The sequence below is a fragment of the Acinetobacter guillouiae CIP 63.46 genome (assembly GCF_000368145.1).
Taxonomy (GTDB): domain Bacteria; phylum Pseudomonadota; class Gammaproteobacteria; order Pseudomonadales; family Moraxellaceae; genus Acinetobacter; species Acinetobacter guillouiae.
Map to the genome: position 1 here is coordinate 849,326 of NZ_KB849283.1, position 26,674 is coordinate 875,999.

General features: G+C 38.6%; 29 protein-coding genes. 8 read left to right on the top strand and 21 right to left on the bottom strand.

Annotated features, from left to right (window positions below; all coding sequences use genetic code 11):
- Positions 1 to 5: 5 nt before the first annotated feature.
- From F981_RS09220 to F981_RS09285, 14 genes are all read right to left on the bottom strand, one after another.
- Positions 6 to 620, bottom strand: a complete 615-nt coding sequence (locus F981_RS09220) for a TetR/AcrR family transcriptional regulator (protein WP_004720824.1) — start codon at positions 618 to 620, stop codon at positions 6 to 8.
- An 87-nt stretch (positions 621 to 707) separates the two neighbouring features.
- Entirely contained in the window at positions 708 to 1,481 is a 774-nt protein-coding gene (locus tag F981_RS09225) for a TatD family hydrolase (RefSeq protein WP_004720827.1), read from the bottom strand.
- 27 nt (positions 1,482 to 1,508) lie between these two features.
- Complete coding sequence (locus F981_RS09230) at positions 1,509 to 1,850, bottom strand: PilZ domain-containing protein (protein ID WP_004720833.1); 342 nt, start codon at positions 1,848 to 1,850, stop codon at positions 1,509 to 1,511.
- A gap of 26 nt (positions 1,851 to 1,876) precedes the next feature.
- Positions 1,877 to 2,857, bottom strand: coding sequence for a DNA polymerase III, delta' subunit (locus F981_RS09235; RefSeq protein ID WP_004720835.1), 981 nt, complete (start codon positions 2,855 to 2,857; stop codon positions 1,877 to 1,879).
- Positions 2,858 to 2,924: 67 nt separating this feature from the next.
- Positions 2,925 to 3,686 (bottom strand): 3-deoxy-manno-octulosonate cytidylyltransferase, encoded by a 762-nt coding sequence (kdsB, locus tag F981_RS09240; protein ID WP_004720837.1) that lies wholly within the window; start codon positions 3,684 to 3,686, stop codon positions 2,925 to 2,927.
- 4 nt (positions 3,687 to 3,690) lie between these two features.
- The gene (gene lpxK, locus F981_RS09245; RefSeq protein ID WP_004720839.1) at positions 3,691 to 4,707 is read right to left on the bottom strand and encodes a tetraacyldisaccharide 4'-kinase; all 1,017 of its coding nucleotides are present in this window, start codon (positions 4,705 to 4,707) and stop codon (positions 3,691 to 3,693) included.
- A 6-nt stretch (positions 4,708 to 4,713) separates the two neighbouring features.
- Positions 4,714 to 6,444, bottom strand: a complete 1,731-nt coding sequence (msbA, locus tag F981_RS09250; protein ID WP_004720843.1) for a lipid A export permease/ATP-binding protein MsbA — start codon at positions 6,442 to 6,444, stop codon at positions 4,714 to 4,716.
- A 3-nt stretch (positions 6,445 to 6,447) separates the two neighbouring features.
- Positions 6,448 to 6,870 carry an ExbD/TolR family protein gene (locus tag F981_RS09255; RefSeq protein ID WP_004720846.1) on the bottom strand — a complete coding sequence of 141 codons (423 nt, stop codon included), beginning with the start codon at positions 6,868 to 6,870 and terminating at the stop codon, positions 6,448 to 6,450.
- A 20-nt stretch (positions 6,871 to 6,890) separates the two neighbouring features.
- Complete coding sequence (locus F981_RS09260) at positions 6,891 to 7,523, bottom strand: MotA/TolQ/ExbB proton channel family protein (RefSeq protein WP_004720849.1); 633 nt, start codon at positions 7,521 to 7,523, stop codon at positions 6,891 to 6,893.
- A 35-nt stretch (positions 7,524 to 7,558) separates the two neighbouring features.
- Positions 7,559 to 8,449 carry a ParB/RepB/Spo0J family partition protein gene (locus F981_RS09265; RefSeq protein ID WP_004720851.1) on the bottom strand — a complete coding sequence of 297 codons (891 nt, stop codon included), beginning with the start codon at positions 8,447 to 8,449 and terminating at the stop codon, positions 7,559 to 7,561.
- Entirely contained in the window at positions 8,446 to 9,228 is a 783-nt protein-coding gene (locus F981_RS09270) for a ParA family protein (RefSeq protein WP_004720853.1), read from the bottom strand. The genes F981_RS09265 and F981_RS09270 overlap by 4 nt, the downstream gene beginning before the upstream one ends.
- 24 nt (positions 9,229 to 9,252) lie before the next feature.
- Complete coding sequence (rsmG, locus tag F981_RS09275) at positions 9,253 to 9,885, bottom strand: 16S rRNA (guanine(527)-N(7))-methyltransferase RsmG (protein ID WP_004720854.1); 633 nt, start codon at positions 9,883 to 9,885, stop codon at positions 9,253 to 9,255.
- Between the two features lie 106 nt (positions 9,886 to 9,991).
- Positions 9,992 to 10,681 carry an N-acetylmuramate alpha-1-phosphate uridylyltransferase MurU gene (murU, locus tag F981_RS09280; RefSeq protein ID WP_004720856.1) on the bottom strand — a complete coding sequence of 230 codons (690 nt, stop codon included), beginning with the start codon at positions 10,679 to 10,681 and terminating at the stop codon, positions 9,992 to 9,994.
- Positions 10,678 to 11,697 (bottom strand): aminoglycoside phosphotransferase family protein, encoded by a 1,020-nt coding sequence (locus tag F981_RS09285; protein ID WP_004720858.1) that lies wholly within the window; start codon positions 11,695 to 11,697, stop codon positions 10,678 to 10,680. The genes murU and F981_RS09285 overlap by 4 nt, the downstream gene beginning before the upstream one ends.
- Positions 11,698 to 11,816: 119 nt before the next feature.
- Here F981_RS09285 and F981_RS09290 point away from each other — a divergent pair, with 119 nt between their 5' ends.
- Both F981_RS09290 and F981_RS09295 read left to right on the top strand, forming a co-directional pair.
- On the top strand, positions 11,817 to 14,267 hold the full coding sequence (locus tag F981_RS09290) for an LPS-assembly protein LptD (protein ID WP_004720860.1): 2,451 nt from the start codon (positions 11,817 to 11,819) through the stop codon (positions 14,265 to 14,267).
- On the top strand, positions 14,267 to 15,583 hold the full coding sequence (locus tag F981_RS09295; RefSeq protein ID WP_004720862.1) for a peptidylprolyl isomerase: 1,317 nt from the start codon (positions 14,267 to 14,269) through the stop codon (positions 15,581 to 15,583). Before F981_RS09290 ends, F981_RS09295 begins: the two co-directional genes overlap by 1 nt.
- A 132-nt stretch (positions 15,584 to 15,715) precedes the next feature.
- Here F981_RS09295 and hfq read toward each other — a convergent pair whose 3' ends face one another.
- The 4 genes from hfq to tsaE all read right to left on the bottom strand — a co-directional run bounded on the left by hfq (position 15,716) and on the right by tsaE (position 19,806).
- Positions 15,716 to 16,231 carry an RNA chaperone Hfq gene (gene hfq, locus F981_RS09300; protein WP_004720864.1) on the bottom strand — a complete coding sequence of 172 codons (516 nt, stop codon included), beginning with the start codon at positions 16,229 to 16,231 and terminating at the stop codon, positions 15,716 to 15,718.
- 90 nt (positions 16,232 to 16,321) lie between these two features.
- Positions 16,322 to 17,266, bottom strand: a complete 945-nt coding sequence (gene miaA, locus F981_RS09305) for a tRNA (adenosine(37)-N6)-dimethylallyltransferase MiaA (protein WP_004720866.1) — start codon at positions 17,264 to 17,266, stop codon at positions 16,322 to 16,324.
- A gap of 6 nt (positions 17,267 to 17,272) precedes the next feature.
- Positions 17,273 to 19,282 carry a DNA mismatch repair endonuclease MutL gene (mutL, locus tag F981_RS09310; RefSeq protein ID WP_004720867.1) on the bottom strand — a complete coding sequence of 670 codons (2,010 nt, stop codon included), beginning with the start codon at positions 19,280 to 19,282 and terminating at the stop codon, positions 17,273 to 17,275.
- A 65-nt stretch (positions 19,283 to 19,347) separates the two neighbouring features.
- Positions 19,348 to 19,806 carry a tRNA (adenosine(37)-N6)-threonylcarbamoyltransferase complex ATPase subunit type 1 TsaE gene (tsaE, locus tag F981_RS09315; RefSeq protein ID WP_004720868.1) on the bottom strand — a complete coding sequence of 153 codons (459 nt, stop codon included), beginning with the start codon at positions 19,804 to 19,806 and terminating at the stop codon, positions 19,348 to 19,350.
- 147 nt (positions 19,807 to 19,953) lie between these two features.
- Here tsaE and F981_RS09320 point away from each other — a divergent pair, with 147 nt between their 5' ends.
- The 3 genes from F981_RS09320 (at position 19,954) to F981_RS09330 (ending at position 21,828) form a co-directional block, all read left to right on the top strand.
- Positions 19,954 to 20,871, top strand: coding sequence for a pseudouridine synthase (locus F981_RS09320; RefSeq protein WP_004720869.1), 918 nt, complete (start codon positions 19,954 to 19,956; stop codon positions 20,869 to 20,871).
- A gap of 107 nt (positions 20,872 to 20,978) precedes the next feature.
- Positions 20,979 to 21,290, top strand: coding sequence for a type II toxin-antitoxin system RelB/DinJ family antitoxin (locus tag F981_RS09325; protein WP_004720870.1), 312 nt, complete (start codon positions 20,979 to 20,981; stop codon positions 21,288 to 21,290).
- 94 nt (positions 21,291 to 21,384) lie between these two features.
- Positions 21,385 to 21,828 (top strand): GNAT family N-acetyltransferase, encoded by a 444-nt coding sequence (locus F981_RS09330; protein ID WP_004720871.1) that lies wholly within the window; start codon positions 21,385 to 21,387, stop codon positions 21,826 to 21,828.
- 22 nt (positions 21,829 to 21,850) lie between these two features.
- On the opposite strand, the gene F981_RS09335 is transcribed toward F981_RS09330, so the two are convergent.
- The 3 genes from F981_RS09335 to F981_RS09345 form a co-directional block, all read right to left on the bottom strand.
- Positions 21,851 to 22,186, bottom strand: a complete 336-nt coding sequence (locus F981_RS09335; RefSeq protein WP_004720872.1) for an aminoacyl-tRNA hydrolase — start codon at positions 22,184 to 22,186, stop codon at positions 21,851 to 21,853.
- A 2-nt stretch (positions 22,187 to 22,188) separates the two neighbouring features.
- Positions 22,189 to 22,911: a pseudouridine synthase gene (locus F981_RS09340; RefSeq protein ID WP_004720873.1), complete on the bottom strand. Its 723-nt coding sequence runs from the start codon at positions 22,909 to 22,911 to the stop codon at positions 22,189 to 22,191.
- A gap of 106 nt (positions 22,912 to 23,017) precedes the next feature.
- Entirely contained in the window at positions 23,018 to 23,926 is a 909-nt protein-coding gene (locus tag F981_RS09345) for an NAD(P)/FAD-dependent oxidoreductase (RefSeq protein WP_004720874.1), read from the bottom strand.
- A gap of 102 nt (positions 23,927 to 24,028) precedes the next feature.
- On the opposite strand from F981_RS09345, the gene F981_RS09350 reads away from it, so the two are divergent.
- The 3 genes from F981_RS09350 (at position 24,029) to F981_RS09360 (ending at position 26,565) form a co-directional block, all read left to right on the top strand.
- Entirely contained in the window at positions 24,029 to 24,487 is a 459-nt protein-coding gene (locus F981_RS09350; protein WP_004720880.1) for an RrF2 family transcriptional regulator, read from the top strand.
- Between the two features lie 108 nt (positions 24,488 to 24,595).
- Positions 24,596 to 25,054 (top strand): DUF441 domain-containing protein, encoded by a 459-nt coding sequence (locus tag F981_RS09355; RefSeq protein ID WP_004720882.1) that lies wholly within the window; start codon positions 24,596 to 24,598, stop codon positions 25,052 to 25,054.
- 602 nt (positions 25,055 to 25,656) lie between these two features.
- On the top strand, positions 25,657 to 26,565 hold the full coding sequence (locus tag F981_RS09360) for an alpha/beta fold hydrolase (protein WP_004720884.1): 909 nt from the start codon (positions 25,657 to 25,659) through the stop codon (positions 26,563 to 26,565).
- Positions 26,566 to 26,674: the final 109 nt, after the last annotated feature.

The following is a 26,674-nucleotide window of genomic DNA, read 5'->3' on the forward strand; positions in this document are numbered from 1 at the left end:
TGCAGCTAAGCAACCTGTTCTGAGGCTTGTGGATGTTTTGGCACAGCCAATGCCTGATCAATCAATGCGACACGTAAGGTATCTCGACAACCTAAATAACGTTGATAGAAGCTTGAATTCAATATCGCTGCTCCACCATGCGTAATTGACCAAATCGAAGCCAAATAATCACGTACCGACATCAAACTTTGAATGGATTCTAGATAGCATTCTGTCATTCGAATAATGATACGTAAACGTTGTTTACGCACTTGATAGAGTTCACTAAATAAATGATGGATGCCTTGTCCAGTAGTGGATAATCGCTCTTCGATCTGATGGAATAACACTGCACGTTCAGGATGGTGTAAATGGTGCAACATAAAAAAAGCCAAATGCTCAGGAAATGCTTTTTCAGTATCACGTACCATTTCAAGTAACATACGTTCATTACGAATGATGAGTAGTATATACAACTCATCTTTACTCTGAAAATGCTTATAAAGTGTTCCCTTAGCTAGATCTAGTTCTGCAGCAAGGGCATCCAATGTCATCCCAGCTTCACCATTTTCTAAAAGCAGTTGTTCAGCAACCTGAAAAATCAATGCTTCTCTTGCTCTAAACTGAGCCTGTCGATCCATCTTCACCCGATAAACTCTCTTGTTAATTCTATCCGTTAATAAATTGACGCACTTCTATTGATTGCTTTTTAAATCAGTGCTTTTCAATCACTTTTGTTGAAGCAGATTTTCAAAATTTTGTGTGGTAATGAAAGCGATCTCTTCAAGCGTTTTATCATATACATCACTCAGCGCTTTGGCTACATAAGGAACGTATTTTGGTTCATTCGGTTTTCCTCGATAAGGCATCGGCGCCAAATAAGGACTATCCGTTTCAATCAACAAGCGATCTAAAGGTACCTGCTTTGCAACATCTCTTAAATCTTGCGCATTTTTAAATGAAACAATTCCAGAGAAGGAAATATAGTAGCCACAATCTAAAACCGCCTTTGCAGTCTCCCAATCCTCAGTAAAACAATGCAAAATACCATGTGTTGATTTTTCAGCCCGAATAATGTCTACAGTTTCATGCTTTGCTGAACGGGTATGGACAACTACAGGTTTTTTAAGCTGTTGCGATGCGTGAATATGTCGTGCAAAACAGGCTTTTTGTTCAGCAATAAATTCAGTACTATGAAAATAGTCTAAACCCGTTTCACCCAAGGCCCAAACTTTTTCAGCCTGCGCCAGTTCAACTAGTTTTTCAACACTTGCACGTTGCATCACTGCAGGATCTTCACATGGGTGCACACCAACACTATAGCCCACATCTGAATGTCTTGCGGCAATTTCTGCAAGTGCGATATGGTCATCCAAATCTACAGAAATCCCCATAAATTTGGACACACCAGCATCTCTTGCTTGTTGTAATGCGGCATCGAGATCCCCAGCATAAGGTTCAAGATTTAACATGGTTAAATGGCAATGCGTATCAACAAACACAGAAATTCCTAAATATTGAAAATTGGCTTACATTGTAAAGCTAGGACGGTCTAAAGACATACTGCCTGCGAGTAGTTTTTCTGCTTCCATTTTGTAATAGATGCCTTTTTCGCCAGTGAGTTGAATTGCAAAACCTTGTGGCTTAATTCCATTTTGCTTTTGCGAAATCCAAATCACTTTCCCTGTTAAAGGAACTTTCTGTGATTGATCTGGCAAACCTGCCAATACGAAAACTTCATCGCCCATTTTTACAGCATTCTTTGATGGTACAAATAAGCCACCACCTAAAATATAAGGCATATAACTGGCTTGTAAGGTTGCACGATCATTGATGTTGACTTGAATCAAACCGCCCATACGTGGTTGCATGATTATTCCCCCTGAATATTCAAATTTTATGTCACATTCATTAACTGAATCGACAATTGATCAATAATTAGATTTGTTTGTACATTTTGATCAACTTTTAGCTTAGATTGTTGTAAATCCTCATAAATAGAGAACAAGGTTTGCAATTGATACTGCGCTGCAAGCTCATCCAACTGCAAATCTGAATTCTTTACAACTTGATTCAGCTTGACACAAATTATATCTGACAACAAGTATTCAAACATTTGTAAAAAATCATAAAAGCTCAGTTCTTTATTCCATTTTGAAGCGAACTGTAAAGGCATGCTTTTTTGACTGACCAGTTTTTGCCAATCTTGTAAAAATTCCCCACGTCGGTTTAACCAATCCAGCTCAGCAAGCGCCAATGCTTGCAATGGCATGTTATTGGATAAATTCATCAACAAGTTAATTTTAGAATGCATTTCACTTGGTAAATGCTGTTGCAAATATTGTTCTGAAAGCGTGGGGCTAATACGATCCATGGCAAAGTGCTGTAACCGACTACGAATCGTTGCAGGCAGCTTTAGATAATGTTCTGCAAGTAAGATAATCTGTACCCGATCACCTGGCTCTTCTAGTGTTTTTAATAATGCATTTGCAGAAGCAATGTTTAAAGCTTCTGCAGGTTCAATCACAATAACGCGCCAACCATCTACTGTTTGCTGCACAAATGGTAGTAAATCACGGATCTTCTCGATCTTAATTTTCGCGTTTTGCTTCTTATTCTCTTCATCGGTCGTGATATTAACATAGTTAGGGTGGGTATCCGATTTGAGCCACTGGCAACTTGCGCACTCTCCACAAGCACCTTGTGGTGTTTTATTTAAACACAAAACCCATGACAAAAAATGTTGGGTAAATGCATGTTTACCACAACCTTTTTTACCATAGAACAATAAACCATGCCCTAATTTTGGAAAGCGACCTGTTAAGGTTTCCCATGTCTGTTGCTGCCAAGGATAAACCTGAGAATTAGAAGCATCCATGAATCAAAAACCTAAATACAAGTGAGGTAAAAACAAGTGACGTAAGTATAAATAATGCAAAGACAAACTATTCAAAAACCGCTACATCTAAGGCGTTTAAGCGATCCAAATCTGTTTGAGTATCGACACCCGGTGGTAAGTTTACTTGTGCGATATCAATCGCAACACGATGTCCATTTTCTAAAACGCGTAATTGCTCTAAACTTTCCAACTGTTCCAAAACACCCATATCCCAAGTGACATATTCTTGTAAAAGCTTGACACGGTAAGCATATAAGCCCAAATGACGATAAGCATGCTGATGTAGCTTTTGCTCAGCCTGTTTAACACCCTCTCGATCATAAGGAATTTGTGCACGACTGAAATAAAGCGCTTCATTGAACTTTGACATCACCACTTTCACGATGCTGTCACGCTGAAACTCGTCAAGCTGATGTATCGGCTCACATAAGGTCGACATTGAACAATCTGCTTTCTGTGCTAGCAACTCCGCAACTTGAATCACCAATTGTGCAGGCAACAAAGGCTCATCGCCCTGTACATTCACAATAATATCCTCAGCATTCCAACCTTTGATCCGAGCAACTTCACTTAAACGATCTGTGCCTGAAGGATGACTCGGATCAGTCATCACAACATCCACACCTTCTGCTCGGCAAAGCGCTGCAATACGTGGGTCATCTGTTGCCACACAAAGATCATCAAACCCCTGTACTTTTTTTGCTTGATCAACCACACGTAAAATCATGGCTCGTCCATGAATTTCTAAAAGCGGTTTACCCGGAAGACGTGAACTGGCAAAACGCGCAGGAATAACAATATATTTCATCAAATTAACCTTGTATTAGATCAATACCAAGTTGAGTAAGTTGTTGGTTGAGTAATAGATAGCATTCATCAGACAAGACTGCCCCCACTGGAACTACCCAAATCCCACGACTAAATGTAGAATGATTTTTCAATAATGGTAAAAGCTTTACTGCATCTTTTTCAGTGGTGATAATCGGATTGTTATCTTCAAACTGCAAATCATCAATTTCATAATCATAATGGTCTGGAAACTCATGACATTGAAATTGAGTTACACCTATACTTTCCAAGGTATTATAAAAGCGTTGAGGAAAACCAATTCCAACAACTGCATAATAATCGAGTGTAGGATCAAACTGCTCAGATTGGTCAAAACTTGGATTTAATAGATAAGGTTCTGTCACTTCTAAATGCATATTTAGAGCTGAATGTGGCTGGTGCGCATGCTCAATCACGGTACCGTGCTTTAAACGGCTCACAGGCTCGCGTAAATAACCTTCAGGAAGCAGTTTTTGATTGCCCAAACCCCGGTTATTATCCAACACAATCCATTCGATTTGACGCGCTAAAGCCCAATGCTGTAAACCATCATCACTGATAATCAAATCAAGTTCATAATGTTGCAGTAGTAACTCAATATTGGCTTGGCGATTGCCACCCACTACCATGGGAACCTCAGTAGACTGAACAATTAAACAGGGTTCATCGCCCACTTGATCAGGCACAGAATCTAAAGTAACCAGTGCAGGAAAAGGCCCTTGCCCCCCATAACCACGGCTAATCACACCAACACGAACACGGTGATGTTGCAAATATTTCACCAACTGGATCAATAACGGTGTCTTCCCACTCCCGCCCACAGTAATATTTCCAATAATCATCACTGGGACAGGTGCTTTATAGATTTTTTTTATACCTTTTTGATACAGTTGCTTATTTACCGTAAAACCGAATTGATATAACCATGACAATGGCCGCAATGCAATCAACCACTTGGACTGTTTATTCCAAGCATCTTGAATGATTTGCGCAATAGACATGTTCGATTATTCCTCAAAGTTACGTTCATACAATTGATAGTAAGCGCCATGCTTCGCTAATAACTCCGTATGAGTACCTTGCTCTATGATACGCCCCTTATCCATAACCACAATCTTATCCGCTTTCTCAATCGTGGATAGACGGTGAGCGATCACAATCGTGGTTCGATTTTGATCAAGCATCGCTTCATCAAATGCTTTTTGAATAAAGTGTTCAGACTCATTATCCAAGGCACTGGTAGCTTCATCTAAGATAAGAATCGGTGCATTTTTAAGGATTGCACGCGCAATGGCAATACGTTGACGTTGACCACCTGAAAGACTTAAGCCTTGCGCGCCCAAAGGTGTATCATAACCGTTTGGTAACTCCATAATAAAGTCATGTGCATAAGCTGCTTTAGCAGCGGCAATAATGGCTTCATCGGATGCTTTTTCTAACTGACCATATGCAATATTCTCACGCACTGTTCGATCAAATAAAACCACTTGCTGGTTGACCATTGCAACTTGGGTACGTAAACAACTGAGTTCAATATCTTGAATAGGCAATTGATCTAGATAAATCTGCCCTGCACTAATTTCCTGAAAGCGCACCAACATATTCACCAAAGATGACTTACCAGCACCTGAACGCCCAACCAAAGCAATGGTTTGACCTGCTTGTATGTCTAATGAGAAATCATCAATCCCTTTTACATTATTTTTATAAATCAAAGACACATGATCAAACTTAATATTACCCAATAATTTTGGCGTTAATGTTCCAGTATTTTCTTCATGTGGCAAATCTAGAACTTCAAACACAGAATATGCCGCAGCAATACCACGTTGTAATTTCTCATTGATATCTGTTAAGTTTTTAATAGGCTTTGCTAATAACCCTGCTGCTGTGATATAAGCAACAAACTCGCCTGCTGAAGTATCGCCTAAAATTTGTGGACGTAATGCCAACCAAATAATGATACCCAGAGCGAAAGCCATGACCAATTGTACCAGTGGACTATTTAAGTTTTGTACAACCACCATTTTCAAACCGCGTTTTAAGTTTTCTTCTGAAGACTTATAAAAACGTTGTTGTTCACTTTCTTCACCTGCAAAGCTTTTTACAACTGCATTCGCACTGACTGTTTCTTGCACAATATGGTTGACATCACCCATGGTATTTTGCACTTGAATAGACAGCTTACGCATGCGTTTTGAAGCTTTACGCACCAATAAACCAATAATCGGCATAAAGATAAAAATACACAAGGTTAAACGCCAATTGGTATAGAGCAAATAACCCAATAAGCCTAAAGCAATTGCACCATCACGAATTAATGTTTTTAACGATTCAGAGGAAGCCGCAGTTAACTGCTCCACGTTATACATAATTTTTGCAGTGATATGGCCAGATGAATTATCCAAGTAATACTGTGCTGGGAGTTTTAAGAGTTTGGCATAAACTTCTTGGCGAATACTAAATACCAAACTTCTTGAGATGACAGCTGTAAAGTAGCCCCCCATAAACAAACCTAAGCCACGGAAAAAAATCAGTAAGATAATCAGTGCCGGAAACCAATCAAGATCGCCACGATTACCATCTTGAATTGCATCAATAATAAATTTAAGTAATTTCGCTACAGAAACTTCAGTTGCCGCATTTATGCCAAATCCAATAATAACGAGTAAGGCTGCCCCCCAATACGGCTTTAAATATGCCAAAAGACGGACATAGACCTTAAAATCCTGATTCACTAATTAATAACCTCGAGATGGAACTTTGGTACTGATATTGATGTTAACGAAACCTAGCTGTCCTGCGACGTCCATCACTCGAATAACATCTTGATGCGTCGCTTTAGCATCTGCAGCTATCACAAACATCAGATCACGATTATCATTTGCTGCATGCTTAATTGCAGTACTTAAATCAGCCGACTCTTTACTCGAAAGTGCCTGCCCATTTACTGCATAATGTCCTACCGAGTCTACCATGACTTCAATTTTATTTTTGTATTCTTTTGGCGGAACACCTTGTGCATCCGGTAAAGAAAGATTGATCCGGCTTTGCTGGTTAAAGGTGGTGGTCAGTAATAAAATCACCAATATAAATAACAAGCAATCAATCAATGGCGTAAGATTGATATGAATATCTTCAACTGTTCTGCGTCTAAATTTCATGAAACACCCCTAAAACGGATTTAACCAGCTTTCTTTTTTTCATTTTCAAGGTGTTTCTGAAAAAATAAGGCGGCATGAAATAAAGTCGACTGTTGCTCGAGTTCAGCCACATATTCCTGAACTAGGCGCTGAAAATAACGGTAGGCAAATAGTGCTGGAATAGCAATCACCATACCGGCAGCTGTGGTAATTAATGCCTTAGAAATACCAGGAATCATCATGGTTGGATTGGCATTCGTACCTAAATCAATGACTAAAAAGGATTCGATAATTCCAATCACTGTGCCCAATAGACCCAATAACGGTGCAACAGCGCTCAATGTACCTAAGAAATTGATATTTTTTTCTAAATATCCAATTTCGCGTGAAGCAGTCGCTTCCATCTGAGCACGTGCAAATGCTTCACCTTGAGCGTAAGCATCTATACCATCTTTAAAAATATAGCCCAATGCAGTTTGGCAAACAGCTTGATCTTGTTCCATTTCATCTAAAACATCGTCAACATTGCGACCTTTTTGCATCATAAGCGACTTAGGTAGAACTAAAGATCGTTTCAGCCGTATAAATCTCTCGATTGAAATCGCAACAGTAAAAATTGAACATAAAACCAATGGCAGCATTAACCAACCGCCGGCTTTAACAAGTTCCCACATCTTTAGTTCCCCAATTTAATTAAATCGCTTAAACATTATTGTTCTGGTAAACAGATATTTAAAATTCCATCTAACTCATCAAGAGAGTTATAACTGATGACCAGCTTTCCTTTACCCTGTTTGTTATAGTCTAATTTTACACTTGCACTAAAACGTTCTGACAATTTCTGAGTCAGTTGTTGTACATCTGGCGCAAGTGGATCTTTAGATTTTTCCTGCTTTGGTGTATTCCAATCACGCACCAATTGCTCGGTTTGACGGACAGATAAACTCTTATCAATCACGATTTTTGCAATTTGCAATTGATCTTTAGCTTTTAGGGTCAATATCGCACGGGCATGCCCCATGTCTAATAAACCTTGTTGCATTAAATCTTTGATTTCATCTTCTAGACTTAATAAGCGCAATAAATTACTTACGGTAGTGCGTGCTTTACCTACAGTATCTGCAATTTCTTGATGGCTAAGCCCAAATTCTTCATGAAAACGTTGTAATGCTAGTGCTTGATCAACAGGGTTTAAATCTTGACGTTGAATATTTTCGATCAATGCCAAGGCAATCGCAACCTGATCGGTCAAATCACGTACAATTGCAGGGATTTCAGTTAAACCCGCCAATTGCGCAGCACGCCAGCGACGTTCACCTGCAATGATTTCATAGGGAGTTTCGTCATTTTCAATAGGACGAATCACAATCGGCTGCATTACACCATGTTTTTTAATCGATGCAGCAAGTTCTTGTAAATCCTGCTCACCAATAAAACGACGGGGTTGATATGCACCGCGTTTTAATTGGGTTACATCCATCTGTTTTAATTGGCCATGATCCAATGCTTGGACTTCAAGTTGTAATTTTTCTTTTTGGATTGAACCTAATAATGCATCTAAGCCACGACCCTTTGCCAACCCTCTTTTTTTCACGGTCATGCTTTATTTCCTTTTTTCACTTTACTCTTTTTCAACATTTCAGCTGCTAAATTTAAATATGCAATTGCACCTTTAGAGCTTTTCTCAAAATAAATAATCGGTAATCCATGTGCTGGCGCTTCGGCCAACCGCACATTACGCGGAATCACTGTATCATAAAGTTTCTTACCAAAATACTGTTCTAATTCGGCAGAAACATCACGAGTGAGTGCATTACGCGCATCATACATGGTACGAAGCACCCCAATAATTTCCAATTCAGGGTTTAAAGCCTGCTGAATTTTATCAATGGTCTGGGTCAGATCTGCCAATCCTTCTAATGCATAATACTCACATTGCATTGGAATAATCACTGCATCGACTGCGGCTAAAGCATTGACCGTAATTAAACTTAAACTTGGTGCACAATCAACAATAATATAATCAAAGTCTTTTTCAATCTGCTGTAAAGCGTTACGCAAAATAAACTCACGTCCATCTTGCTCTGCAATTGCCAGCTCAACACCTGCCAAATCACGATTTGAGCCAAGCACTTTATAGCCAACTTCAGCTTTACTAATTGCAGTTTCAATCGGTACTTCACCCAGAAGTACATCGGTGACTGAATACAACAAATCATTTTTTTGAATACCCGACCCCATGGTAGCATTACCCTGTGAGTCCATATCCACCAATAAAACACGCTTTTTCAACACTGCCAAAGAGGCAGCCAAATTCACGGCTGTCGTGGTTTTACCTACGCCACCTTTCTGGTTTGCGATAGCAATAATTTGAGCCATGGTAACCCCAACCCTTAGTCTGTTTTAAATCTGTTTTAATAAAAGTAAATGACGTTGTTCGTCCAATCGAGGTACATGCAATTCAATAATGTCACAACTCCACTTGTCTTTTAAAGCATCAACTTCTTCAGTGGGAATCAAACCTTTCATTGACGCAATGATACTGCGTTCATGCATATAAGGTTCTGAAGCTGTCACAAAATCTGTCAATGAAGCAAATGCACGACTGGTGATCACATCAAATTGCCCTAGATCATGGATACTATCTTCATTTTCTACACGTGTCTGAACTGCGACAACATTTTTTAGTTTTAAATCTGCAATAAACTGTTTCAGAAAACGAATTTTCTTACCATTTGAATCCAACAAAACACATTGGCGTTCAGGTTGGCACAGTGCAATGATCATCCCTGGCATACCCCCGCCTGTACCAATATCGAGTAAACGACCAGCGGGTAAATCATTTAAAATACTTAAGCTATCCAATAAATGTTTAACCAACATTTCTTTTGGATCACGAATCGCCGTTAAGTTATAAGCTTTGTTCCACAGGACGAGTGCATCTTGATATTGCAACAATAATCCTAATGCTTCATCACTAAGTTTTAAGCCAAGCTTTAGACTGCCTTGCTTTAACTCTTGAAAAAATGGATGCATGATCAAATAACATCTCTAAAAAGTTAGCTGAAAGTATACCTATTTCTCGCCCGTGGAACAGTAGTTAACGATGAGTTAATACGCACTTAGGCGTATTTATCCTCACTTAACTATACTCACCCTGTCTTATTTGCAAATCCAAGGCTGTTAAACGCTCAGGTGTACCCACATCAACCCACGCTGCCTGCATTTTCTCAGCCGAGATTTTACCGTCTAGCATGCCTTGTTTAAGCAAAGGTGCAAGTGGTCTTTTACCCTGTTCCAGACCATCAAACATTTTTGGGTTAATCACAGCGACACCACTATAAGTTAAATTTTCACCTTGCTGATTTTGCTCAAAGGTATAAGCACGACCATTTGCCAAGGTAAAATCACCCTGTGGATGCTGTTCAGGATTATTGACAAAAACCAAATGTGCAAGATCATCGGCAAGATTGATATCTAATAATGATGCAAAATCAAAAGTGGTCCATACATCACCATTGACCAGAATAAAAGGTTGATCACCGAGAAGCGCTAAGGCATTGATAATCCCACCTGCGGTTTCCAAGCCCTCATCTTCACGCGTCCAGCGTATAGTCACACCAAATTGTGAGCCATCACCCAAGGTGCCAATCAGAATATCTGCCAACCATGCAGAGTTAATCACGATTTCAGTCACGCCAATTTTTTTTAATTTTTCAATATGCCATACAATTAGTGCTTTGCTGCCTACTTCCAACAAAGGCTTTGGCTTATAGAGGGTCAAAGGTCGCATTCTATTGCCTAGACCAGCAGCTAAAATCATCGCTTTCATGCTGCAACCACCTCATATGCGCCATATTTTTCTTCAAATTTCGGCAAAACCCGTGCATGGATAAAACGCATAAACGATTGTAATTCTGGGTAAGGTTTTGACTCTTCCAGTAAGTACCACATGACACGAGGCAAGTCCTTGAGATAACCAGACTTACCATCACGCTCAAACAAACGAACGAAAATACCTAAAATTTTGATATGACGCTGAATTGCCATAAAGTCAGCATCTTGTTTGAATTGATCAAAATCACGATCTTGCTTCGCAGATTCTGGCAACAAGTCATAAAACACTTTAAACCACTCATACACACGCTCAGGACCCCACTGTACGTAGGCATCACGGGTAATCGAAATCAAGTCATAAGTATCCGCACCGATCACTGCGTCTTGAAAATCAATCACACCTTGGTCTTTCTCACCTTCAAGAATCATCAGGTTACGACTATGGAAATCACGATGTACGATTACTTGAGGTTGTGCCAAAGCTGCATTGGCAAGGATAGCAAAAGTTCTTTTAATTAAAGCATGTTCTTCATCTGTCACTTGGATTGCTAATGATGGTAACAACCAATCCGTTAACAATTCCATTTCTGAGATCAGCTTTTCATAGGCATATGCTGGCAATTGTGATGAATCAGCGACAATCGACTGCAACTGCACCAACTGCTTAAAACTTTGCGCATAATGTGCATCTACCGTTTGATCATTCAATTGTGTAGATAGCAATACATCGCCAAAATCTTCAAGTAACAACAAACCTTGATCTAAGTCCTTGGCAACAATATGAGGTACACGCACCCCATTTGTGTCAAAGAATTCATCAATCGCAACAAAAGGACGACAATCTTCCTTCTCAGGAGGTGCATCCATAAGCATAAATGTTTTATTATTCAAGGTAATTCGTGCATAACGACGGAAACTCGCATCGCCTGCTAAAAAATTGATTTCAAATTGATCTGAACTGAGTACAGATGTTAACCATGTTTGTATCAATTGTTCACGTTGTGTATTCATTTGCAATTTAATCTAATTCAGGCTGAATTTTTGAAGTGCTAAGTGTAGCTACTTATCGACTTTTTCTCTATGATGCGACAATAATTAATTGCGATTAGCATATTTGGTTAATGAGACAAATGAAGCATCAGTTTAAATTTAATCCTTTAGCGACTGCTATTTTGACACTTCTTTGTGGGAGTTCAGTATCCAGCTATGCTGAATCGACAGACACTGTTTCTGAAGTTAATAATAAGCAACTGAATGCAGCCATCAAAGAAAGCTTTGCAGGACAAAATTTCTTTGAACAATATTATGTGGACAAAAACTCACCTAAAGCACAGGTACGTGATTTAAAAAATCCAAGTAGCCGCTATTGTGAAGGTGTCTGGGTAACGCCTTTTAGTACTCAAACTAAATCGACAAATCCAGAAGAAGCATCATCTGTGATTACCGCAGATAATGGGTATTACAATCCCAATGGTGACTCTTTCCTGTCTGGTGATGTGGTCATTGACCAATCTGGACGTATGATCCGTGCTGATGAAGTGACCATTGATAAAACACAAACTTTCGCCAAAGCGAAAGGCAATGTACAAATGGCGCAAGGTGGTATCATCGCGCAAAGTGATCAGATTGATTACAACCTGAAAGATGAAACTGGTCAGTTAAATAATAGTTTCTATATTGCAGAATTGACCCATGCACATGGTCATGCAGAAAAAATAGAAAGAACCTCACCAACCAATATCACCCTTGAAAATGCAACCTATACCACCTGCCCACCTGATGAAAAACCCACTTGGAAAATACAGGCCAATAAAATTGAATTGGATCAAGATACTGGTCGTGGTGTAACGCGCGGGACTAAACTTTATGTTAAGGATGTGCCTGTACTCGCAGTTCCATACTTTAACTTCCCGATCGATGACCGCCGTACAACCGGGATTTTAAGCCCGAGTTTCGGCTTTACCAATGATGGCGGTTTTGAACTCGCAGTTCCTGTTTATTTAAATTTGGCACCTAATTATGATGCCACCATTACACCACGACTGATTACTGACCGTGGTCTTATGGCTCAAGGTGAATTTCGCTACTTAACTGAGAACTTTGGTGCTGGTAGCGTCTGGGGAAGTTACTTACCCTCTGACCGCGACTATAATGATGAAGATCGTAAAGACCTGCATTTCCTACACAAGTGGGATATCACCAAACAGTGGTCAAGCAATTTAGAATATAACTATGTTTCTGATAAAGACTTCTTCTCAGATCTAGATAGCAATCCAAATTCCCGCACAGAGCTTAACCAACGCCGCGCTTGGGAACTTAACTACAATCACGGTATTCCTGGGTTAAAAGCTCAGCTTAAAGTTGAAGACTTTCAAACACTTGATAAAACCATCAAAGATGTAGATAAGCCATATGCCCGCCTACCACAGTTTTTACTGAACTATGTCGCTGGAAATCCGCAAGGTTTGGAATACGAATTTAATAACGATACTGCTTATTTCCAAAAAGACATCAACGACGCTGATTATAACAACCAGCCAAGTGGTACACGTTTATATAACCAATTTGCGACACGTTATAATTTCCGCAATCCATGGTCTTTTGTGATCCCTGAAGTTTCTGTACGTAGTTTAAATACTTTCTATGATCAAACCACGGTAGATCAACTTAACTTAAATAACCAAAGCCAAGATAGCAAAAATAAATCCGTTGTTGTTCCTCAATTTACCTTGGATACGGGTTTAACTTTTGAAAAGGACGGGAAATTCCTCCAGACTATTACACCTCGTGCTTTCTACGCTTATGCACCATATAAAAATCAAACTGGATATCCAAACTTTGATTCAACTACAGCTTCTATCAGCTATGATCAATTGTTTAGCCCGTACCGTTTTTATGGACACGACCGCTTAGAAGACAATAACTTTTTATCGCTTGGCTTAAGTTATAGCTTATTTGATACAGTGGGCTTAGAGCGTTTAAGAGCAAGTATTGGTCAAAGTTATTATTTTGATGATCGAAAAGTTACACTGCTTAACAATACTGATGATTTAGACAGAGAAAAACATACCGGCCCTGTGCTGAGTCTTTCTAGCCAACTTTCACAAAACTTCACATTGAGTACCAACTCAGCGTGGATGTCAAATGGTGATAGCGCACAACATGACTTCCAACTGTATTATACAGGCCAGCGTGGAAATCTTTATAACGTCGGTTATTTTTATCGCAATAACCTTCCTGATCGTCAACGAGAATATGATCAAGCAGTTGCATCATTTATACAGCCTGTAAAAGACAACTGGCGTATTATGGGGCATGTTCAATATGACCTTGACAACCATGTCGCACGCGAATATTTATTGGGTGTGAATTATGAATCTTGTTGTTGGGGAATTTCCGTCTATGGTCGTTCATACTTTAATGATCTAGATGACGTTTCTCTTCCTGATACAAAGCCAAAACGCGCAGTGATGGCTGAGATCACACTAAAAGGACTTGGTGGTTTGAACAACAAGTTAAGTTCATTACTTGAAAATCGTATTTTAGGTTTTGATAAAGCTAATCAATCTTGGACACATTAATGAAGACGCAAAAATTTAAAAAATTATTTAAAGCATCAACCTTAGCTTTACTCATCTCCACCTCGGTATCAGTTTATGCTGCTCCGCAGGACCAAATCATTGCAATTGTTGGTTCTACAGCAATTTTAAAAAGTGATTTAGACCAAGGTGTTGCTGAAGCGACACATCGACTTCAGGCACAAAAGAAAGAAATCCCACCACAAAACATTCTGCAACAGCAAGTACTGAGTCAGCTCATCACCCATGATGCACAGCTTGAACAAGTAAAGAAGTATGGCTTAAAAGCAGATGAAAAAAGCTTAAATGAAGCCGTATTAAAAGTTGCTCAACAATCTGGTGCAAATTCTTTAGAAGCTTTTCAAAAAAAATTAGATGCTGTTGCACCCGGTACCTATGAATTACTTCGTAACCGTGTTGCAGAAGATTTACTCATTCAACGATTGAGTCAACAACAAGTGATGTCTCGTATCAAGATCACTGACCTTGATGTTGAAAACTTCTTAAAATCACCTGAAGGTCAAGCTGCTGTTGGTAGTCAAGTCCATGTACTACATATGCGTATTTCAGGAGAAGCGCCTGCAAGTGAGTTAGAAAGTATTGCAAAAGCAGTTCGTACTGACTTAAAAGACAGCAATGACGTTAAAAGCTTAGAAAAGAAATTTAGCACAGCCCAAGTTAAAGTCGATGGTGCTGATATGGGCTTCCGTCCGCTTTCAGATATTCCAACAGATCTTGCTGCACGTGTTACGACTCTTGAGCCAGGACAAACCACTGACTTAATTCCAGCAAAAGACGGCGTTCATGTTTTAAAATTATTAGAAAAAAAATCGAATGAGCAAAAAGCTTTAGTTCCGCAATTTAATACGCGTCATATTTTGATTAAAACATCAGAAGTTGTTAGCCCTGAAAATGCAAAGCAAACCATTGACAGTATTTATAACCGCTTAAAAGCGGGCGATGATTTTGCTACGCTTGCTTCAACCTATTCAAATGACCCTGGTTCTGCTCGTGATGGCGGAAGCCTTGGTTGGGTAAGCCCTGGCATGATGGTTCCTGAATTTGACAAACTCATGCAAAGTTCGCCAGTCAACGAAATCAGTAAACCATTTCAAACTCAATTTGGCTGGCATATTCTCCAAGTTACAGGCACACGTCAACAAGATATGACCTCAGAGTACCAAAAGCGTATGGCTCGCCAAATTTTAGGTGAGCGTCAATTCGAATCAGAATATGACGGCTGGTTAAGAGAGTTACGTGCAAATACTTACATTGAAATCAAAGACCCAAGCCTAGATCCAAAGAAAAATGAAAGTTAAGTCTGTGCTAAGTCGTTAAATTAAAACCAGTGCTTTTGCACTGGTTTTTTTATCTCTAAATTTAGCAACACCAATAAAAAAGAGACGCCAATTTGGCGTCTCTTTTACAATCGTTCTTGTTAAATCAAGAAATTAACGATTGTTTTCATCTTCTTGTGAATCTTCAAATTTTGTTTCGCCGCCAAAGTCAGTACCTTGACCGCCAAAGCCGCCTTGACCACCGAAGCCGCCTTGACCACCGAAGCCACCTTGACCACCGAAGCCACCTTGGCTACCGAAACCACCTTGACCACCGAAACCGCCTTGTTGACCACCAAAGCCGCCTTGTTGACCACCGAAGCCACCTTGACCACCGAAGCCACCAGCTTGACCGCCGAAGCCGCCAGCTTGACCACCGAAGCCACCAGCAGCACCTTGAGCACCAGCAGGAGCACCAGCAGGACGTGGATTACGTGCAGGTACTACAGTTGAAATAGCATGCTTATAAACCATTTGGCTTACTGTGTTTTTCAACAAAACAACATACTGGTCAAAAGATTCAATATGACCTTGTAATTTAATACCGTTTACAAGAAAAATAGAAACAGGAATACGTTCTTTACGGAGAGAATTTAAGAACGGATCTTGTAAAGTTTGACCTTTAGACATTTTATACTCCAAAAAAAATTAAAATCAGCGCAAAAACTACCTTTATTTTTCAATTAAAATTTATAAAAAAGGTAGTTGTTAAATTTTGCTTTATCCGTATAAGTTTCGCAAGTCTTCTTGTGCTTGGTTTATCGTAAAAAAAGTTTGAAAAGAGTGTGTTTCTTGCAAAGATCGTAACCATGTGTATTGACGTTTTGCTAATTGTCGTGTCGCAAATAGTGCTTTATCCTTCATTTGACGCTCACTTTCTTGACTCAAATCACTGTTTTTTAAAAAATCTATCGCTTGTCGGTATCCAACAGAGCGTGAAGAAGGTAAATTTTCTTCGAGATCGTATTTTTTCATAAGATTTTCAACCTCATTTAAAAATCCGATTTCCCACATTTTTTCCAAACGAAGTTCAATTCTCTTGTGCAGCTCTAGGCGATCAGGCAATAAAGCATAATTATGAAAATCATATCGGTACGGTTGATTCTTCGGTTGTTCTGCCTGTAGTTGAGTAATCGGACGACCAGTAATTTTATACACTTCTAAAGCGCGAATGATTCTTTGCTTATCACTGACTTTAAATTTTTCACCTGCCAATACATCGACAGATTTTAATTCATCATACACCGATTGCCAGCCTTCCGTTTCACCTTTTAACTCAATCGCAGCACGAATCGCGTAATCAGCACTCGGTAAATTTGTAGAAAGCCCCTCAAGCAACGCTTTAAAATATAGCATTGTACCGCCAACTAAAATAGGTGTTTTACCGCGTGCATGGATATCATCAATCAATTGACAAGCATCCTCGACAAATTCAGCAGCGGAATAAACCTCAAGTGGAGTAATAATATCAATCAAATGATGCGGATAACGCTCCTGCTCCGCTTTGGTCGGCTTTGCAGTACCAATATCCATATCTTTATAGACCAAGGCAGAATCTACAGAAATAAGCTCATAATTCCCATGATCATACAGTTCACATGCCAAAGCAGTTTTACCGCTTGCGGTTGGTCCCATTAAATTGATGACGGGCAATTGATTTGACATGTACAACTACTCTCCTCGAGCAAATAATTTATCTAATTGGGGTAATGGAAATGCACGCCATGTTGGTCGACCATGATTACACTGACTGGCAAATTCTGTGTGTTCCATTTGACGCAACAAAGCATTCATTTCGGAAAGACTCAGCATCCGATGGGCACGCACTGCACCATGGCATGCCATGCCTGCTAAAATTTGATCACGTTTTTGCTGTAGCGCCTGCGCTTCATCATTTGGATCTAAATCATTGAGTAATTCAGGTACCAAGGATTCAAAATCTGCTTTATGTAAAATCGCAGGCACACCACGTACAATCACTTGATCATCACCATATTGATCGATTTCTAGGCCTAAGCGTTCCAACTGTGGTTTTAAATCATCAACACGGGTTGCCTGCATACGGGTAATCGAAATGACTTTAGGAATAAGCAACTGCTGTGAGGTCCAAAATTCTGGTTTATCCCATGCAGATTTCATTTGTTGTAGCAAAATACGTTCATGCGCTGCATGCATGTCGACAATAATCAGACCTTCCGTATTCTGTGCAAGAATATAAACCCCATGTAATTGCGCTATTGCAATTCCCAACGGATATTCATCAACCTGATGGACCTGTTTATTTTGGATCTCTTGTACAGATCGCTCATAGGACGCTTGATCTGTTAATTCTTGATCAGCATCCCCAGACTCACGTAAAGGGGCTAAATAGCTTTTCAAGGCGTTATTGAGTTGTTGAGTACCACGATACTGCTGTTGTGGTTCATAGTGGGAATAATTGACTGTTTGGGCATGTCCATCACTAAAATCTGTTAGACCACTATGCTGTATAGACCCATCTGAATTGCTTCGGCTATTTTGATCACTTACATCTTGCTCAGTTGGTACATTGCGATGTAAAGGAAATTGTTCCTGATAACGTGGCTGCGCTGGCAATGCTTGATTTTCTTTTGCGCCATCCTGCTTCATTGCAGAAGACAAATCCGCAGTTGCAGTTTGGAATTGAGATAAAGTGTCTTTAGCAAAATGTCGTACAAACTCATGCACTTCACGCTGATTGAGGAAGCGAATTTCATGCTTAGTTGGATGCACATTCACATCAATATTTTCAGGATCAACTTCTAAAAACAGCAAATACGCTGCATGTTGATGCCCATGCAAAATACCATCGTATGCCATACGCAAAGCATGAGAAATGGTCTTATCTTTGACGATACGACCATTCACATAGACATATTGCAAATCGGCTTGTGCACGCGCATCTGAAGGATGTCCTAACCAACCTGATAAACGCATACTAATACTGTCTGCATCTATCCAGTAAGCATTTTCAGTGAATTGGCGACCTAATAATTGCTGTACCCGTTGAAATCTTAGCTCACCACTATCTGCAATCGGCAAATTAAGGCGAATATTGTCATTATGTTCTAAAACAAAGCGGATATCGAAATGCGTAAGTGCCATTCGACGTACAATTTCTTCAATATGACCAAATTCAGTACTTGGTTTCTTTAAAAATTTACGCCGCGCAGGCACATTAAAAAACAAATCCTGAATACGGATATGTGTACCTTGTTGGGTTGCTACCGCTTGAATATCTTGATGGTCAAATGCGGTACCATTAACTTCCAGTTGGTAACCGACACCTGAATCATCCTGACTACTGGTTAAGGTTAAACGCGAAACCGCTGCGATAGAGGCAAGCGCCTCTCCACGAAAGCCTAAACTCACAATTGCTTGTAAATCTTCAGCAGATTGAATTTTACTGGTTGCATGACGGGTGACTGAAAGTGCTAAATCCTCAGCGTGAATACCTCGACCATTGTCAATAATTTCAATCAGGGTGCTACCCCCATTTGCCACACGAATAATCAGCTCAGTCGCACCTGCATCAATCGAGTTTTCAAGCAACTCTTTCACTACCGATGATGGTCGTTCAATCACCTCACCTGCAGCAATTTGGTTGGCCAGTGCTGGATCTAGATTTTGGATACGTCTTAAACTAATATCTTCGCGTTGCATTCAATTAACCTAAAAATTTAAATAAATTAAAATATATGATGGGCTTAAAATGCTGAAAACATTGATCAAGTCAACGCTTCAATCAATTCAGCAGAAATACTTTCAATTACCACTTCTCGTGCAGCTTCATCTTCTGTTTTTAAAATGCGAATGACGTGATCTGGCTGTGGAATTTCATCACCGCCCTTAGAAGGCCATTCAAATAAGAATAAAGCATTCTCGACCTCTAAATAATCACGAATACCCATCAATTCAAGCTCATAAGGATCATTTAAACGGTATAAGTCAAAATGAAACACCTCTTTCGCATTGATATTATAAGGTTCCACCAAGGTATATGTTGGACTTTTAACCGCACCCTGATGACCTAAACTTTGCAACCAATAGCGTGTAAGTGTGGTTTTACCTGCCCCCAAGTCACCGATTAAATAAATCACGCCTTTTGCAATATGTTGAGCTAACTTTTGTGCCAACATTTGGGTGTCTTGTTCATTGCTCAGACTTAATTTATATGAATATTGCATAACGCTCACGACATGATTCAAACCAGACAATATGATAGCATTGCGTGACTTTAAAACCTATGTTGCATTGTTTAGAAATCATGTTTTGATACTTTCCAACACGCTTAGACAACTCACTTTAAACTTATCTGCATAAAAAATACGCTTATGAAACCCGTCACCGCTCTTTCAGAATATCAACCACCAATGAGAGATGGTGTAACTGCATCAAAAGTTTATCTCCCCAAGCGAGCAGCTTTACCTAAAAATTTATTCAGTTATTTATGTGAGCATTTTCCTCATATTTCAGCCAATGAATGGCAACAACGTTTTCAAGAACAACTCATCATCGATATGCAAGGTCAAGCATTAACGGTTGATCAGCCTTATCTAGATAATACCCATCTTTACTACTATCGATTTCTCCCCCATGAAATTCATGTGCCATTTCAAGAAAAGATATTGTTTGAAAATGACGATTTAATTGTCGTAGACAAGCCTCACTTTTTAACCATCAGCCCATCAGGGCAATATATACAAGAAACCTTATTAGTTCGTTTAAAAAAAATCACAAACAACCCAGACCTCACCCCAATCCATCGCTTAGATCGGGAAACTGCTGGCATTGTATTGTTTTCCAAACGCCCTCAAACACGTGGTTTATATCAACAAATGTTTGCTGAGCGACAAGTCAATAAGACCTATCAAGCGATTGCTCAATTCAATGCTGATTTAGAATTTCCATGTGCTGTGGACTTGAGAATGGAAAAGGGCGAACCCTTTTACACCATGAAAGTTGTTGAGGGAAAATCAAACTCATATACCGAAATTAATCTAATTGAACACAATCAAATCTGGGCAAAATATTTACTAAAGCCTACGACAGGTAAACAACATCAATTACGAGTACATTTAAATTGGTTAAATATTCCAATTAAAAATGATCCTTTTTACCCGCAAGTTCTACATAAAGATGCTGCTGATTTTTCACAACCTTTACAGCTGTTAGCCAAGAAAATTGAGTTTCTTGACCCGATGACACAAGTCGAATATTGCTTTTGTTCTGACTATGAATTGACACTGTAATTTTGACGTAATGACAAATATATGACTTTTTGACGATTAAGCATTGAAATTCCGAAAGCTTTGATTAAAATAAGCATTCAAACTCAAATTTTGTTTGGTCACTATTCATGAGAAAAACCGAAGTCTATCAAGTACGCCTTGATTCACAAGAAAAAAAACTAGCATTTGCTGTTTTTAAACAATTGGGGATTACGCCTGCACAAGCAGTTCGACTGTTTTTTAAACAAGTTGTCATCACAAAATCCATCCCTTTCGCCATAGAAAATCAAAATATCAATATGGATCAGTTATTCAAGCTGAGAAAACTTAAGCAAGACCAACAAAACGGACAACTCAATTCTTCTGTTGATTTAAATGATGACGACGAAGATCTATTTGCAGAGCTGAATGCCATCTTGGGTGAAAGTGACAAAAAATAACACTGTCGCATTTTTAAACAAATAATTAAGTTTACTTTTCTATTTTTTAGTTATGCTCTTTTGCAAAGATAAAAATCATTGCAAGGAGTAATAAATGATCGTTAGACGAGCGACCAAAGAAGATTTAAATCAACTTGCTACTTTATTTGATGAATATCGCCAATTTTACGGTGCATCTTCCAATATCCAAGAGTCCTTTAATTTTTTAAAACAACGTTTTGAAAATCAAGAAAGTGTTATCTTTATTCATGTAAAAGATGATGTTTTTACAGGCTTTGTGTTGTTATACCAAGGCTTTTCATCTGTTTCTTGTTCAAAGTATTATATTTTAGATGATGTGTATGTAACACCTGTTTTTCGTCGACAAGGTTCTGCCAAACAACTGATTGATACTGCAATTCTGTTTGCACGTCATGAAGATGCGCAACGGATCAGTTTAGAAACCCAGAAAAACAATTACCATTCACATCAGCTCTATGAGCAAATGGGCTTTGTTAAAGACAATGAATTCCAGACATTTCATTGTTTCCTCAAGTAGTTTTTTTACAATGCATTTTTAATCAATTCAACGTAGGTTTCCACATCTTTGCGAATTTAAGTACATTGGGTACCGTGTCCTGTGAAATAGGAAAGACCACAGCACAGGATTTTTTAGCATCCAATACTGTACTTTCATGCCCTAAATAACACTTTAATTGAGCAATTTTATCAAATTCTTTTTGATTCACCTTGACCACAACTTTACGAAAAGAATGTTCTAACCAATTTTTATAACTTTCAGCATCAGCATCTTGAACAAATTGTAAGTGCGCAGCCAAGACTGCATGCGCAACAAGGGTTGGAACCATAAAGTCTAGCATTTCATCTAAAACAGCAATATAGAGCTTTAAAGCCATGATCAAATCACTATTTGTTCATTTTGACTATTTCTAGCAGCATTCACCTGATCTTCTGTCAAATAAACCCACTCACCTTCAACTAAGTCTTTGAGTGCTAATTGCCCGACTTGTGCACGATGCAAGCTTTCAACCTTATTCCCCACAGCAGCCAACATCCGTTTGACTTGATGATAAACCCCTTGGTGCACAGTGATTTGTAATGCATATTCAGCCAAGCGCTGTACATCTGTTGCTGCAAAGGTACCCTTTTCATTGCGTAATTCTACACCCTGTTCAAGTTGTTGAATCTGATCATCTGTAATCGGATCTGCTGTTTGTATTTGATAAACTTTAGCCACATGCTTTTTAGGATGAGTCAATGCTTGCAAAAACTGCCCATCATCCGTCAGTAGCAATAGACCTGTCGTGTCCTGATCTAAACGACCAACAGTTTGTAAACCTCGGTTCATAAGGACATCATCAAATAAATCAAAAACACTAAAATGGTGTGTTGATTGATGGGAACATTCGTAGTCCTGCGGTTTATTTAAGGCAATATAGACTTTTTCACGGTATTGAAATGTTTCGGTATAGACTGAAAATACTAGATTTTGGGTATCAAGTTTAAATTTAGGGTCGGTAACGACCTCGTTTTGGATTTGAATTGCACCATTTTTAATGAGTTGTTGGCAATGCTTACGTGAACCAAAGCCTTGTGATTGCAACATTTTTTCCAAAAACATAAATTAATACCTTAAAAATTCACGATACATTTTAAAGTATCGTGAATTGAAACCCAAACAACATTCAGGCTTTTTTAGCCTTATTGATGATCAATATATGCTTTTATCAAGTATTAAGGATAAATGACTTATGTACAGCAACACCCGCCAGCGCTCCATCTGCAACTGAGAAAGCAACTGAACCACCTGAACGGGTGATATCCCCACAAGCATATATCCCTTTAAGATTGGTTTCTTTCATGGCTGTGGTTTGAATGGCTTCACTATATTCATTTATATCAAGCACTATCCCCAGTTTTTTAATCCAAGGCGCGCTGATACGCATAAAAGTGGAGACGAATAATCCATCTAATTGAACCTGCTCACCATCTTCAAAGACTAAATCACAATGATTGTGTATTTTGACAATTTTGCGTGTATCCAATTTCACATTTCTTTGTTTAAGCTGCTCAAGTGTGACTGGATCTAATTCAGCTTGTGAAATTACATCATTTAAAAATAAAGTGGTATTGCCCCAGTCAGGTAACATCAATGCCATATGGATCGAATGTAGACCTGAACATAACATTCCAAGTGTTCCAAGATTTAACTCATAGCCATCACAGTATGGACAATGAAAAATGCTTTTCCCCCACCGTTCTGCTAAACCATCGATTTCAGGTAAATCATCTTTAATACCTGTAGCAATAATTATTTTTTTGACTTGAATGGTTGTACACGTCTCATCGGCTTGGTCTACTTGAATCTCATATTGCTCCCCGACAGCCCTCACTTCGGTGACGGATGCGTTGATACATGACAAAGTTTGGTATTTGTCTAACTGTAATTTTGCATCACGAATAATTGCTGCTGGCGTATTGCCATCTTGGGTTAAGAAATTATGTGAATGTTCAGCAAAACGATTACGACGCATGCCTGCATCAATCATTAACACTTTTTTTCTAGCACGAAGCAATGGTAATGCTGCTGATAAACCTGCATAACTCCCACCAATAATTACAACATCGTAGTTCATTTTCAACACCAATAAGTAACTTTTAAAGTTACTATATTGAGTTATTTTTATAATTGCAACTTTTAATGTTACAATTAACAAAAGAGCGTTGACTTAAGAACTATGCGTAAAGATAGTAAGCTTTCTCGAATGTTGCATGTGCTATTACATATGGCCCGTGAAAAAAAACCGTTCACCTCTGAACAAATTTCAATCATGTTAGACACCAATCCTGTCGTAGTACGTCGTACCATGTCTGGTTTAAAAAAAGCAGGCTTTGTGCATGCAGACAAAGGCCCCGGTGGAGGCTGGACCTTAGTACAAGCTTTAGAGGAAATATCTTTATTTGATATTTATCAGGCTGTTGGAGAACCTACTATTTTTGCCATTGGCAATGAACAAGAAACACCCAACTGTCTGGTTGAATTGGTGGTGAATAAAGCTTTAAACCAAGCTATGCAAGAGGCACAAAACATTTTAATACAACAACTTAAATCAACAAATCTGTCTAAACTGGCACAAGACTTTGAGTATGAATGGAATTTATTGGGTGCTGAAACTGAAAAATTTATTGTCCACTAAATCCACACTCGACTGAATTTAAATGTGAATCATTGCCAGACAAGGCAAATTCACATACCGCTTTTCAGTATAATGGATGGATATATTAATTTTTAATGCTGAATATTGATGAGTCTTTCTAGTCTAGACCTAAATTTAATTGTGCTCCTTGTTTTATTGGCATGTGGTATTTTTAGTCACAATACTGCGGTCACCATTGCAGCTGGGGTTTTGATCGTCTTTAGAATCACACCTTTAAGTGAGTTTTTCCCATTATTACAAACTCACGGTTTAGAAGTCGGCATTATTATTTTAACCATTGGCGTGCTTACTCCAATTGCCAGCGGCAAAATCCCCGGTGATGTCATTTTAAAATCATTTATGCATTGGAAATCATTAACAGCCATTGCGATCGGTTTATTGGTTGCATGGTTAGGTGGTCGTGGCGTTTCCTTAATGAGCAGCCAACCCAATGTCGTTGCAGGCTTATTGATTGGAACAGTTGCTGGAGTTGCACTGCTTAGAGGTGTTCCTGTGGGTCCCTTGATTGCTGCAGGAATCCTATCTTTACTGATTGGAAAAACTTAAAGTATTTTTAAATAACCAATTGTGTATCTAAAAATCATGTGCTCGCTGAATTTTATCAATGGACTTACTTTCGCCAGTAATTCTATTGATAAAGCACAAATTTAGAATTTTTCGCACATCATTTATCATCCTTCCACTGCTTTAATAAGATTAATTTTTTAAAATCTACTCATTATATTAAGACTCTTGCATAAGTCCTTTTTAAAACCAAAGATCAATATAGAATCCCCCCAGCTTAGCCTTCCCCCAAGGGAAAACGCACTTTCAATACCCATACAACTCACTTTTCATGATCTTTTTTTGATTTTTAAAAGACCTTTATTCATTAGATAAATAACAATTTGTTGTCATAAAATAAGTGAACAAATCACCGTTTTCAAAATAGAAACTCAAGATATTTTAATCAAACAATTACAAGTCATCGCTACGCTTGCTTTTTTCTTAGCCCATTTATCAGGTTTATCATCTGGTATAAATAAGCTACTATATAAGCTTGTATAAAAATACTTTTTAAAAATCAGAATCAATATAGAAACATTTTTAGATTCGTTCACCTTACCATTTTTTGATTTACTCAAATAAAATGAGGCACCATATTGGACATGAAAAATAATGCAAATTCGATAGAAAAACAGTTTTCTACGCTACAATCAGTAAATTATAAGACGCAAATGCAAAGCAACATTGTCGATCATAACGGAAATACCTTATTTAGTATTGTTTATCCAAATCCCGACAAAGAGACACTAATTTTATTGCATGGAGGACCTGGTTTTCCAAGTGACCTCTCTGCCATTGCCGATCTTTTAAAAGATTATTTTCAAGTGATCACATTTCATCAAAGAGGAACCCAAAAATCTCCTTGTCGTGATAAAGACTATTCTATGCAGGCTTATTTAAGCGATATAGAAACTGTTCGAGAGTTCTATAAAATCAATAAGTTTCATTTATGGGGACACTCTTGGGGTGGACTTTATGCACAAATCTATGCTGAAAAACATCCCGATAATTTACTCAGTCTTTTTTTATGTAGCCCAGGTTCAGGTACCAATACGCAATGGAAGCAAACTGAAAAAGAAGTCATGCAACTTAATAAGTCCAAAACAAGTGCTTGGGCATGGACAAAAATGGGATTAAATAGCCTTTTAGGCGCGCTTGGAAGCAATGAAGCTTATAAACGCCTCTTTAAACAAGTCATGAAAAACTATAATGAAGGATTTATTGCAACAGATCATTCAGATCTCACTGATGATTTTGATTTACTGAAAGCAGAGCCGATCAATAAAACCAGACCTGAAATCATCAAATATCCGCTGTTAACTGGATTAGATAAACCAGATTTTAAGATTACCATTGTCTATGGAGATCAGGACATCTATACAACAAGTAAAAACTTTGTGATCAATCGATACCCTACAGCACACGTATTTACACTTTCAAACTCAGGGCATATTCCTTGGTTACATCATCCAGAGGCTTACAACGATGTAGTGAGGAATCATTATCAGTAATTAGTTATTATCAGCCCTGATATGTATAGCTCAAACCTGATCTAACAGTTACCGATATTTGATTGAGGCTGTCAGGTTAAATTTGAGCTACATTCAATTGATAAATACT